11 protein-coding genes are annotated in these 13302 nt (G+C 34.4%); 8 read left to right on the top strand and 3 right to left on the bottom strand.

What is annotated here, in order from left to right; genetic code table 11:
• Window positions 1-6 precede the first annotated feature (6 nt).
• The 8 genes from K1X16_RS00430 to K1X16_RS00395 all read left to right on the top strand — a co-directional run bounded on the left by K1X16_RS00430 (window position 7) and on the right by K1X16_RS00395 (window position 9212).
• Window positions 7-1587 carry a CDK5RAP3 family protein gene (locus K1X16_RS00430; protein WP_225034623.1) on the top strand — a complete coding sequence of 527 codons (1581 nt, stop codon included), beginning with the start codon at window positions 7-9 and terminating at the stop codon, window positions 1585-1587.
• Between the two features lie 9 nt (window positions 1588-1596).
• Window positions 1597-3333: an OmpA family protein gene (locus tag K1X16_RS00425; RefSeq protein WP_225034622.1), complete on the top strand. Its 1737-nt coding sequence runs from the start codon at window positions 1597-1599 to the stop codon at window positions 3331-3333.
• 21 nt (window positions 3334-3354) lie between these two features.
• On the top strand, window positions 3355-4047 hold the full coding sequence (locus tag K1X16_RS00420) for a hypothetical protein (protein ID WP_225034621.1): 693 nt from the start codon (window positions 3355-3357) through the stop codon (window positions 4045-4047).
• Window positions 4048-4094: 47 nt separating this feature from the next.
• Window positions 4095-5255 carry a hypothetical protein gene (locus K1X16_RS00415; RefSeq protein ID WP_225034620.1) on the top strand — a complete coding sequence of 387 codons (1161 nt, stop codon included), beginning with the start codon at window positions 4095-4097 and terminating at the stop codon, window positions 5253-5255.
• A gap of 70 nt (window positions 5256-5325) precedes the next feature.
• A complete protein-coding gene (locus K1X16_RS00410) occupies window positions 5326-6477 on the top strand; it encodes a hypothetical protein (RefSeq protein WP_225034619.1) in 1152 nt (383 codons plus the stop codon).
• Between the two features lie 25 nt (window positions 6478-6502).
• Window positions 6503-7132, top strand: a complete 630-nt coding sequence (locus tag K1X16_RS00405; RefSeq protein WP_225034618.1) for a hypothetical protein — start codon at window positions 6503-6505, stop codon at window positions 7130-7132.
• Window positions 7133-7360: 228 nt separating this feature from the next.
• Window positions 7361-8263 (top strand): hemagglutinin protein, encoded by a 903-nt coding sequence (locus K1X16_RS00400; protein ID WP_225034617.1) that lies wholly within the window; start codon window positions 7361-7363, stop codon window positions 8261-8263.
• A 25-nt stretch (window positions 8264-8288) separates the two neighbouring features.
• The gene (locus K1X16_RS00395) at window positions 8289-9212 is read left to right on the top strand and encodes a T9SS type A sorting domain-containing protein (RefSeq protein ID WP_195872121.1); all 924 of its coding nucleotides are present in this window, start codon (window positions 8289-8291) and stop codon (window positions 9210-9212) included.
• Between the two features lie 138 nt (window positions 9213-9350).
• On the opposite strand, the gene ribB is transcribed toward K1X16_RS00395, so the two are convergent.
• The 3 genes from ribB to K1X16_RS00380 all read right to left on the bottom strand — a co-directional run bounded on the left by ribB (window position 9351) and on the right by K1X16_RS00380 (window position 13249).
• Entirely contained in the window at window positions 9351-10502 is a 1152-nt protein-coding gene (gene ribB, locus K1X16_RS00390) for a 3,4-dihydroxy-2-butanone-4-phosphate synthase (protein ID WP_225034616.1), read from the bottom strand.
• Window positions 10503-10534: 32 nt separating this feature from the next.
• Window positions 10535-12538 carry an LptF/LptG family permease gene (locus K1X16_RS18030; RefSeq protein ID WP_225034615.1) on the bottom strand — a complete coding sequence of 668 codons (2004 nt, stop codon included), beginning with the start codon at window positions 12536-12538 and terminating at the stop codon, window positions 10535-10537.
• A 69-nt stretch (window positions 12539-12607) separates the two neighbouring features.
• Window positions 12608-13249, bottom strand: a complete 642-nt coding sequence (locus K1X16_RS00380) for a LolA family protein (RefSeq protein WP_195872118.1) — start codon at window positions 13247-13249, stop codon at window positions 12608-12610.
• Window positions 13250-13302 lie beyond the last annotated feature (53 nt).

Raw genomic sequence — 13302 nt, 5'->3', positions numbered from 1 at the left:
ATTACTATGAAAACCATACTCACACTTTTGTTTATTGCCTTTAGCTATTTAGGTTTTGCGCAACTAATAGATAATTTCGGTAAAATAATAACTCATGAAATTGCATTGGATAAACATGATGATGGTACTTATACAGGTGCGGTCGAATGGACAACTGGAGGCGCCGATTCCTTACAACGATTTGTGATTAATGACCTAAGTATTAAAGCTCCAGTTATGGTTAGGATAGTATCAAAAGCACCAAATCATAATATAGATCTTACATTTCACAAAAATAATTGGGATAGCGAAGAAGCTAAAATTTCTACCAACGGTAAGAAATTTGTGGATAAAGTATTTAGGACTAAAAATTTGTTGGGTCTTGGTGTAAGTTCAGAGGTTGCTGGCATTCCCTATTTAATAAGCGTTAGGGTTGGTTTGCAATTTCCATCTACCCAGTCTGTCATTCGTGTCACCGATGATAAGGAAGAATATGCCAAGCATCTACGTAGTCTTGGTATTCATGGTGACCCTTTTGGTGGCAATTCTTCTTCTAATACGTCACAAAGTACGGTGGAAACAACGGGAAGTTCCGATGGGAACAACACACTTTTGTACATTATTATTGGTCTCCTGTCAATAATAGTAATACTGTTTGGCATATTCCTTTTAAAGAAAAAGCCCGTAAAAAACACACTATTAATTTTGCTTTGTTTTGGTTTTTCACAATTGATGATGTCTCAAAGTCCAGTACCAATTAGTGTGCCTATGGCTGATCAACCTGACGTTTTTTTGGATTATGCCAATAACAACGTGGCCGATCAAGTACCTGTTTCTTATGATGATCCTGGTTTGATTCCAGCTATGGATAGAGACGCCTATGTGTCAAACGATGGAGGTGAAACTACCGCATTGATAAGATTAAGACCTAATCAAAGTTCAAACGAATTGTCTCCTGAAGCAGCAGCAGAGGTCAATAGACAAATGCAAGAGGCTACCGATGATTTTAATTGGGATTTTAGGGACAATATGCCCGGAGAGGAAACCGATGGAGATCAAAGAATACTCCCAGTTGACCGAACTGCCGAAGAACTCGAACAATTAAGAAGACAAGTACGAAGGCTCCAAGCAGCCGTTGAAAGATTGGAGGCAGAGAATGAAGATAATAATGACGACGAAACTGAAAGTAATCCAGGTAATGAAATTTTAATCTATTGTGAAGTACGAGAAGAATGCCTCGATTGCATGGATCAACATTTAGAAGATTTTACGACCCATTATGCCTATTATATTCATTTGCAACAATATTATTTTTTTAAATCAACTGTGTTAAGTGATTATATCACTTGGGGTAATAATATGTCTAGTTTGCCTGGAGGAGGAGGCATTGGATGGACGTCAATTTTATTGCACAAAGTAAGACCTGCCATGAATGAAATGAAGACAGCCTATGATACTAGATTTGATGATTATATAGTGTCAATGAAAGAGGACCTCAACAATATAAGAGATTGCGCATCTAGTAGGCAGCTTACTAGTTTAGGTACTTACGAAGCACAAGTAGGACAGACGATACAAGCGCTAAAAGCCGCAAGAATCTCAAAATAAACAAACGTTATGAAAAAAATAGTTCTTCTTTTAGCCATTGGTTTTATAATGTATTCCTGTGGTAATAGTCCAGATAAATCCAAAGATCTAAACAATCCTAGTGATTTGAACTCGGGTTTAAACTCAGCTATCAATCAAGAATCTGTACCCTCAATTAATGATGCCGATAACATTTCAAATAAAAAATCGAGCTCGGAGTTGAACGACCTTTTCAACATGGGAAAAAACATGGTAGAAGGTTCTACAAGCAATGGTGATGTGGATTTTCAATTGGATCCCGAAATGCTGATTGACATGTTGGTAGCAAACGGAGTGTCTCGTGAGTCTATGGAAAAACTCATCAACAATCCAGACAGTCTTAAAGTACTTGCACAACAAGCTATGAAGGAAAGGCTAGAAGCTCGTGATAACGAAGAACCTATTCTAAAACGAAAGCTAACAAAAGAACAATTAGCTTCAAAAAAGACACCAACAGGCGTGTCCTTAGAAGAAGCTATTTTGATAGTTCAAGCAGAATCTGGTCCTGAAGCAACCATGGCAAAATTAAAAACGATAGATTCTTTAGCAGGCACTAATATGATGTCTCAATTAGATCTTACAGAAGCCGGTTATGTGATGGGAGATGTGGAGCGGAAACATGAGGTAAAACCTAGTGATGAAGAAGAACAAAAAATGAAAGAACTTCAAGATAAATCACGCCAAATGCATAGTGAAAAAGAGTCTAGAGAATTACTCGCTGAGTTGGAAGCCACCGAACAGGCAATCGCTTCAGGAACATTAAAAGCCAGTCCAAAATACCAACGTGCCATTGCATACAGAAAAAAGACTGTTACTCATTTTCATAAAGATATTGTTCGTAAATCGGAAGCAGCGAAACGGAAATTTAAAGCGTTAAATCCAGATTTATTTTACGGAGATGACGTTGGCGTAAGCTATGTTGGTAATCTTAATAAAACAGTGTACTTGCCATTAGGACCATTGTCTTTTGCAGATGAGGTGGTACACGTTAATCACCCACAACTTTTAACACAAGAGGTCAATAATGTGCTTGGAGAACCCGATGTTATTGAATCTTTTGATGATGCTACTGGGATTTACAGCCTTGGACTTGGAGGTACATTGACCATTCGGTTTACAGATAATGCTTTGGTAGATGTTAATGGTCCGGATTTATACTTGTTCGAAATAGGGCAATTAGAACCTACAGAGCTCGAAATATCTAAAGACGGAAAATCTTGGATTAAAATAGGAAAGATAGATGGAGGAGTCGCTGAGGTAGATATTGCACCTTATGTAAAACCAAATGACCTCTTTTACTATGTACGCTTTAAAGATCTTAAAGAGAAAAGTGGCATTCCAGGTGCCGATGTCGATGCCATTGCCGCTATTGGTTCTGCCATGCGTTTAAATTTAGACAGCCAAGTATTATTCGATACAGGTAAAAGTGAATTAAAACCAGCAGGTATAAATGCCTTAAAAGAATTAGTAAATAGCATCACGATACTCAAAAAAGGAAAAGTCATCGTAGAAGGGCATACCGATGATGTGGGCAGTGATGCAACCAATAAAGCCTTGTCTTTAGCGCGTGCAAAAAGTGTATCTAAAGCCTTAAGACAATTAATACCGAGCACAGAGTTTAAATGGCAAGAAAAAGGCTATGGAGAATCAAAACCGATAGTAGAAAATGATTCCGATGAAAATAGAAGTAAAAATAGGCGTGTAGAAATATTGGTGGTGCCTAATTAATCAATGTATGATCAAAACGTTATGAATACAAAAAAATTAATATGGAGTTTGGCAGCAGTATTTATGTTTCACGCCATGTATAGTCAAAAGTTAAAACAAGATGAGATCGTAAAGCTAAATGATCTTTTAAATACAACAGTTGCTTCTGATCTTAGAGTAGAATTAAAAGGTGATAAGGCTATTTGTAGCATAGAACAATTGAGCAAAACGCTAGACATAAGAGATAGCGCTCACATAGCGGAAGATAGTCTATCAAAAGCTGCTAAGACAAAATTATACCAAGGTCGTTATGTAGGTCCTGTATTTTGGAAGTACAATTTTCAAACCGCTACAAGCTCCGAGGTGGTATTTAAACCCAACAAATATCAAAAACTGTTCTGTACTATTCATTTTAATGATCAAGACACTATTGTTATAAGAAGTGGACTAAATACTTACACAAGTTATCATAGTTTATCAGATTCTGCGTCGCATATAGTGAATTGGACAGGTGACAAATATATAAGCCTTTTGCTGACCCCAAAAAAGGTGGATAATAAAATTGAATTCGAGTTAAACGGTATTACCATAAGTGGAAAGTTTGAAAGAAGTGATAAAAAAGAACTCGCTAAAAATTATACAAAATCATTAAGAACCATTTTTAAGAGGGAATTTAAAACCCTATTTGAATCCGAGGAAATGAGTCAACTGGTATCACAAAAAGTAAAGCTTTAATAAATGAGCAATACATAAAACAATAGCTATTAATTAAATAAAATATTATGAAAACAAGATTCACACTCATACTTGCGGTACTTATTTCAACGATAAGTTTTGCACAACAAGGCATTAATTATAAAGCTCTTATAAAAGAGGAAAATGGTAATGTTCGTTCTAATGAAGTGGTGACTATCCGATTTACCATATTAGATGCACTTTCTGATGGAAATATTGAATATCAAGGAACGCATTACAATGTCATGACTGATGCAAATGGTATTGCCATAGTCACTATTGGTGAAGGCTTCCAATCTTTAAGTTATAGTTTCTTTAGTGAGTTAGATTGGGGATCAAATATGTATTACTTGAGAGTAGAAATAGGTAATGCCAGTGGTCTTGATTATGTAGATATGGGAACCACGCAATTCAAAACGGTGCCATATGCTATAAGCGCAGCTAATGTATCTGGTCTTGTGGCTATTGATGAAGGTAATGGAACAGGTTGGAGGTTGAAAGGTGTTGACCCATCAAATTATGATGATATCGGACATAATGCCGTAGACCTTAGTGAGAGTAGTTCTTCAGCAGGCATCAATGGAGCATCAGGATTAAATGCTTTTGCGGTGGGTAAAAATGCAAGGGCTTCAGGGGATCATTCCATTGCCATTGGAAATGGTACAAAAGCGGAAGGTGAGGGTTCTATAGCAATGGGAATCAATAATACAGTTGAGCCCAATGCATTATTTACCATAGGAAAAGGTCCAGTTAATACATCCTCTGGAAATGCCATGGTAATTTATAAGAATGGTAAATCTACATTCTATGAAGATATGACAGTAAATCGGTGGTTAACTGTTAAAGATCTTTTGATTGCAGAAGATGGTATGGTTTTAACAGGTGAGATAAACAGAGGCGGCACAGACGATATGATACCTGTAGCGTATGGGAGTGTATCTAGTACAGGAGCTATTTACGCTTCAGGTGGGTCTTTTGAAGTAACCAAAAATGCAGCACACACGTATACCATTACTGTTGCTGATCCCAATACCAATGTAGATTTAGCATTGAGCCATTCTAATAGTGCTACTACTGTATCAACTATTTCTGGTCAATTTAGAACATCCAGTATTTCACATTCCAACGGAAGTGTTCGCGTACATATCTTCGATTCTAGCTTCGGACAAGTTGCTAACTCGTTTCAGTTCGTCATTTATAAACAATAGTCAAAAAAGCTAAAACTTTAATTCGTTTAGTAATACATAAAATAATAGTTATTAATTAAAATAGAAAGTTATGAAAACAAGATTCACACTCGTACTTGCCGTTCTAATTTCAGCGATAAGTTTTGCCCAACAAGGGGTTAATTATAAAGCACTTATTAAGGATGGTTTAGGCAACTTAATTGTTGACCAAAACATTGACATAAGGTTTACAATTTTGCAAGGAGAAATAGATGCTTACCAAGAAACGCATAGTGCTTTAACTGATGCTAATGGAATAGCAATTGTAAACATTGGAGAAGGGACAGTAGTTTCAGGAGTATTTTCAGCATTGGCTTGGGGAAATGGTATATTCTCACTTAAGACTGAAATAGATATAGAACAAGATGGAAGCTATATAGATATGGGAACTACACCTTTTCAATCTGTACCTTATGCTAAACGTGCTAAAATCGCAGAAAATGTTTTTAGTGGTAATTATACCGATTTATCCAATCAGCCACGCATTGGGTTAGAGCGAATCACAAGCAGTAATAATTCGGGATGGCAATTAGTGGGTGAGAGTTCAACAAAAGGTGAGATTGGTACAAATGCTCTAGATTTAAGTATTTCTGGATCTCCTGGGTCTTCCAATAACGGTGCCATTGGATCGAGATCAGTAGCTATGGGATTTAGTACAAAAGCTTTAGGTTTATATAGCAGTGCTATGGGTAATAATACAATTGCTTTAGGAATGTTTTCTACTGTAATAGGTAAATATAATGTTGGTGAAGGTGGTACAAATTCTTATAATCCACCCATAAGCCCATTGTTTGAAATAGGAAATGGAACAGCAGATGATAACCGAAGTAATGCCTTAACAGTTTATGGTAATGGAAATGCAAAATTTGATGGTAAAATACAACACACAAGTACAGGAAACGCCAACTTAATACCAATGGCTTATGGTATTGTAGAATCTACAGGGAATATTTTATCTGGTACTGGAAATTTTACAGCGTTTCTTAGTGGGAATGTTTTTGTTATAGATGTAAATGGTACAGAATCATTAAGCTATACGAATACCGTATGTTTAATTACTCCAATTTCTACATCACCTAGAACTTCTAGTACAGTTATTAGTGACGGCAATGGAGATAATGATGCCGATCTTAATGTACGCATCTTTAATTCAAGTGGTACACAAGTGACAACTACATTTCAATTTGTTATTTACAAATTATAGTACACAATACTAATAAAATTTAACCATGATAAAAAAAATCACTCTCATCGCGATCGTCCTATTGGTAGCCTGTAAATCAGAAACCAATAAGAACACAACAAGTACAAGCGAAGCCATTGAAGTAGCACAGAAAAAAGAAATTGAACCATACAATACTTCGAGTGCAGACTACAGCAGTTTATTTAATAACTATACCTGCGATGTTACTGTTGCAGAACTCGCCAAAGTGCTACAAATACCAGACTCTGATATTAGCGCACAAACAAGCAAGTCGCCAAACGAATGTCTTTTTAAAATTAAAGGCTTTGGGGAAGGTCACGATAATACAGGGACAACCTTGCGCTTAATGTCAGTTCCTAGCAGCAAAGGGCAGAGTAAAAAGGAAATCGCAAACCTTTTAAAAGACAAAGCAGAGTTGCCAAGCGGCATACTTATGGGTAGGGATATCGTATTAGCAGATGCTGGTGATTGCTATATCGCATCTCAGCCAAGGAGAGGCACAGTACGCATATTAAATGAAAACTATGATAGCTTCATTGTTATGACTTATCAAACGAAAGCTTCTGTTCAAGGTAGAACTGAGGAACAGCACGATGAACTCAAAATAATGTCAAATGATTTAGCTAATTATTTGGTAACAACACATAAAAAATGATGACAATTACCTACATCTGTTCAGCAGTTGCTTTCTTGATTCTGTTAAACTTAGTGCTATTAAAACTGAGTTGTAATAAGACCAAATAACCAGTTATAGTAAGTAATGTTACATACGTTACAGCATTTGTTACTATAGTTATAACCTTCAAAGGAGGTCCTTTATAATTTTGTAATTAATAATAAAAGATTTTTTAAACACATCATACAAAACATTAAATATATAATTATGAAAACAATGATCACAATGTTCAGTATAGCTTTAAGCATAGCTGTACAAGCACAATCTATAGAAAAATTCAGCATCGATTCTGGTGGTGCATCAGTAACCGCAGGAGGTATTCAAATGCTCTATACCATTGGTGAAGTCAATGTACAAGAATTAAGTACTGGAGGTATTTCGGTTTCTGAAGGCTTTATAAATCCAATGAGCTTAATGATAAAGTTAGACCCCAAAATATTTTTAGAAGGACCTTATAATGCTGGACAAATGAATGATGTTTTGCGGAGTACCGATAATATCCCAACATCAAGTCCTTATGTAGATAACGCTACATGTAATGCCACGGTTTTTGATACCACAGGTGCTAATGCCATAATCGATTGGGTATGGATTGAACTGCGCGATAGTAATGATGGTATAACCGTATTAGCAGAAACCTCGGCACTATTACAAGCCGATGGTGATGTGGTAGCTACTGATGGCACTTCGGTAATAAATATCAATGTGTCACCAGGAAATTATTATGTAATGGTTAGTCATCGTAATCATTTAGGGGTATTAACTGCTAATCCTATCAATCTATCAGGAAGTGCAACAGTGTTAGATCTTACTACTAATAGTCTATTAGTAACAGGTGGTGCTAATGGTATAGCCAATATGGACGACGGTAATTATGCCCTTTTTGCTGGTGATTTTGATGGAAATGGACAAATACAGAACAGTGATGCTGTTGGGGCATTACCATTTATTGGGCTATCTGGATATTTAAATGCAGATATAGATATGAACAGTCAGGGACAGAATACTGATATTCTCAACACACTTAATCCTAACATCGGTAGAGGTGAACAATATTCCAGCCGACAACTTTTTGCAAAACGTAAAACAACCACTGAAAATGATAATTAATAATAACCTTAAATCAATAGAAATTATGAAAAACAATTACAGAAAAATTTTAACGACCATCTACTTTGCATTTATAGCTAGTATTGGAATGTATGCGCAAACTATTCAAGTATCATTTGAAAATGCTCAAAACACTAACGATGGTGTAGATGATTTTTATGAAGTCGATGTTATGATACAGACGCACGATGGTATGCCAGATTTTAAAATGGGTGCAGCACAATTCTATATTAACTATAATACAGATGCATTTGGAGTAAATATTTACGATGGTAATGATCAAGAAAATGATGGTGTAGAAATTACGTTTCCAAACGACGGAGATGGGCCATTAGAGGATTATATAGTAGGGCAGGGTATAGATGCACTTCCTGCTTTGAAAATCTATGGAACACTTCAATTAAATAATAATACGGATTTCAGACTGTCGTATTCAAATCAACAATCCTATTCATCGGGTACTTTTACTGAAAATAATATAACATCAACACCAAAAAAACTAGTTCATATCAAAATGAAATATTTAGATGTAACTCAAGATCCTATGGTTGTTTTTGAAGACAATGAAGCGATAGTTGATATGGCAAGAGATCAGTTCTTTACAGCTTGTGGCCCTACAGATGACCCTTTTGCTTTAGCAAATTGTGCAGCAAATCCAGGTTCTCAAATAATTGATGCTGTATTTGTAAGTGAAGGTGCCACGTTATCTTTAGATGAAATTGTAAGGTCAGAAGACGTAACAATTTATCCAAACCCTACCTCTAAATATATAAATATCCGTACAACTTTAAATGTACAAAACATTGAGATCTATGATATTTTAGGAAAATTGGTTTTGGCAGAAGGTGATTCAAACCATATAAATGTAGAGCAGTTTCAGTCTGGTATTTATTTGTTGAAAATTTATACTGATAAAGGGAAAGCGACAAAAAAGATAGTTATTAAATAGTAAAAAAAAACTTATCAATCGTTATAAAATGAGAACTTCGATTTATAATATATCTTGGTTCTCATTTTATTTAATGCCAATGATTTTGAATTGTATATCTTTCTTAAGATGATTTAATTTTTCTAATAAAAAGCGTCTTTAATACGCTACATATTCAACAATCTCCAAACCATAACCAATCATCCCAACACGTTTGGTTTGGAGACTGTTAGATATGAGTTTTAGTTTGCTGATTTTTAAATCGTGAAGAATTTGAGCACCAATACCAAAATCTTTGGAATCCATTCCTAAGCTAGGCGCTTTTATTAATTTACCATCAACTTGATTTTCTTTCAATATTGAAAGTCGTGTTAAAAGGTTAATAGATTCTGGTTGTTGATTGATAAAAATAATAGCCCCTTTTTCTTCGCTATTAATAACCTTAAACATATCGTCTAATTTCTTATCGGCATTATTTGTTAAGGCGCCTAAAATATCACTATTGACTAAGGTGTTATTAACTCGTGTACAAACAGGCTCGTCAGATCTCCATGACCCTTTAGTCAATGCAATATGAACTTGATCATTAGTAGTTTGCTGGTATGCTCTAAGCCTAAATTTACCAAAACGTGTTTCAATATTAAAATCTTCCTTTTTGTCAATTAAAGAATCGTGCTCCATTCGGTAAGCCACTAAATCTTCAATAGATACAATTTTTAAGTCAAACTTTTTAGCCACTTTTAATAATTGCGGTAAGCGTGCCATGGTACCATCTTCATTCATGATTTCTACAATCACTCCAGCAGGTTCAAAACCAGCTAGGCGTGCAAAATCTATGGCAGCTTCTGTGTGGCCAGTACGTCTTAACACACCACCTTCTTTAGCAACTAATGGAAAAATATGACCAGGTCGTCCTAATTCAAAAGGCTTTGTATCCTTATCAACTAAAGCTTTTACGGTCTTTGCTCTGTCGCTAGCAGAAATTCCGGTACTAACACCATTGCCTCTTAAATCTACTGAAATCGTAAAGGCGGTTTCCATAGGATCCGTATTATTACGCACCATCATATTAAGGTCTAGGTCTTCACAACGATGTTCTGTAAGTGGAGCACAAATCAGACCTCGTCCATGGGTGGCCATAAAGTTGATCATTTCTGGTGTTACCTTTTCGGCAGCAGCTAAAAAATCACCTTCATTCTCACGGTTTTCATCATCGACAACAATTATAACTTTTCCTTGTTTAATGTCTTCAATGGCTTCTTCAATAGTATTTAGACTCGTTTCTATGTTCATTGCTTTAGTAGTAATCATGACTCGGTTTTTAGACCATGTAAAGATACATTTTATTTTATGTTCTGAAGGCAGCTTAAGTAGAAGTCTTGAGAAATTTTACTTCTTACAATAACGTATTTTAATGGATAAATAGGCAGTGTTAAAGCTAGTAAAAGTGGATTGATACGTTTACGCTCTTGATTGATAGTTTTATAGAATTTTGAATACACAAAAGCGTTAACAATCACATAGATGACAAAAAACACAAAAGCAATGATGCTCAACGTTAAAGAAGATTCAGCTAATTCTGGAAGTTTATTGTTGTTAAATACAAAATGCAATACTAATAATACAGCACCCACACAATAACTAACTAAACTGGTTTTAGAATAATCTTTGTAATCTTTGAGTAAAACTCGCGCTTTAATTTGTGAATCTGGTATTTCTAATCCTTCAGATTTTAAAGATTCGAGTGATACTTTACGGTCTAACAAATTATGAAGCGCAATCTCTTTCGGTTTTTTATCGAGATCGAAGTCATCTTGTTTTTTTATGATCCCAACCAATTCTTCAATTGTGTTTTTTGAATAGAAATTATAAACTTTAGTATCACTTTCCGAAAGTTGAAATTTTTGTTTTGAGTTGAATAACCGCTTTAGTGGTACTACTATACTATCAAACTGAAAAACGCCTTTATCATTTGTCGCTCGTGTGGTAAGATAAATACTTAATGGAAACATAACGGCTGTAGAAAACCATGTACCAATAATTGGACTAAAACTTCCGTTTTCTGCGCTGTTTTTAGCGAAAATTCCAAAAAAATGATAGGTTAAGAATAGTAATATTGCAATAACCATTGGCAAACCAAGTCCACCTTTACGTATTAAAGCTCCAAGTGGTGCACCTACAAAAAACAGAATAACACATGCGAAAGCTAAAACAAATTTATCTTGCAACGCAATAATGTGCTTGTTTAAATGAGTTTGTTTTATTTCTAAGTTCTTTTTGTTAGAGTCTAAAATTTGCCTTGTACTATTAGACGAGTTCTTAGCCAAATTAAGAATTTGTATTTTTTGAGCTGTATTATAAAAACTCAAAATATCTTTAGTTATTAAAGTAGAATCTTTTAGAATGTTTTTTCTAGTCTTAGCAGTATCAATATTAATGTTTAGTGATGCATAGGTACTTCGGTTGTATAATGTGGTTGCTAAGGCTTTATAATCGTTTTGTTGATTTTGTTCTAAAGTATCAATGTATTTATTTAACTGACTAACATTTAACATGTTATACCTGTCTGATTGACTTTTTTCATCTAAGTCTTCATCATTAAGTATTTCTAAATCTACATTTGTAATGTAGGTATCAAAATAGCTTCGAACATGTGGTTTATTTTGGTTCTTTTGTATGTTCTTACTAATAATCTCTTCGTAATAATTTCCATCTGTCAATTCGAGTTGAAGGATATTAGAATCAGGACTACTTTTTAATTCCCCTTTTTTAGAAACGATGACTTTGAAATTACCTCTTCTGGTAGAACTTTTTTCGTGAATAACAACGTTTTCAAGAAACTGATCACGATCACCAGACTTCTTTTCAACTTTTATATTAATGTTTCCTATTTCATTAAACTGACCTTCAGCAATAGCCAAAGCGGGTTTCATTTTGGCGATATTACGTCTTAGGTTAAAAAAATTATATTCTCCCCAAGGAATAACATTATTGGCAAAAAAGAAACAACCAATACCAAGCGCAACGATAAATACACTTAAACTTCGCATAGCACGTTGCAATGAAATACCTGTAGATTTCATGGCTGCAAATTCATAATTTTCGGCAAAGTTGCCAAAAACCATAATGGAAGATAATAACACAGTTAGCGGCACAACCAAAGGAATCAGCTTTGGCATGTAGTACATAATAAACTTTGCAGTTACAGTTATGTCCAAATCTTTACCTGCAAGTTCGGCAATATACAGCCAAACCCCTTGTAAAATAAAGATGAACATGAATATAATAAAAACGCTAAAAAACGTTTTTAAAAAGGTAATAAGTATGTACCTATCTAGTATTTTCACACAGTTAAAATTTAGCCTTATACCTATTAAAATATAGATTTTTAAGCGATATTACCTATTTAAAATGGATTAATCAATTTTATTGATAAAGTAATCGCTGTATTTACTTTTGTCAAATGTAAATAAGGTTTTTGATATAGGTTGGTCGGTTTTAAAAGAATTAACAGTTAAAATGGTTTTTGTTCCGTTTTTACCAACTTCTATTAAATTGTAAATGTGTTTTGTAGTCGCATCAATGCCTAATAACACATGCTTTATTTCAGAATTAGTGTCAATTGGACTCAACTTTACATACTGTATTTTTCTTCCTTTTACTGTTTGAGTGATATCCATTTTATAGGTATAGCCATCTTCATAAAACGATAACATTTCACTAGGTGTAATTGTGCTTTCATCCTCTGTATTATCTGAAGATATTGTAACTTCTTCATCTTCTGGACTTATGGTATATAGGGTTTTACCATCGAAAATTCGTGTTATACCTAAGATGTTAAGTTTATATTTTTCATCTTCTATAACAACGTCTCCTCGCGTTTCTTGTTTAATATTTTCGCTAATATTATTGAGTTCATATTTAAAATCTAAACTAATATTGTTATAGTTTTTAATTTTTGTGCTCACTTCATTTAGTAATGTTTCGGCTTGTGTGTCATTTTGAGCAAAAGCGTTAAAACCTATAGCGAAACATGCGATAATAATTAAATTTTTCATTCGTTTGTATTTCTTTTTTTTATAAAATGATATTTTTATTAAGCTAAAATGTA

Origin of the sequence: Winogradskyella sp. SM1960 (assembly GCF_020179375.1) — a bacterium.
Classification (GTDB): Bacteria; Bacteroidota; Bacteroidia; order Flavobacteriales; family Flavobacteriaceae; genus Winogradskyella; species Winogradskyella marina.
Note: the sequence above shows the minus strand (reverse complement) of the source record. Positions and strands in the feature narration are given on the sequence as shown.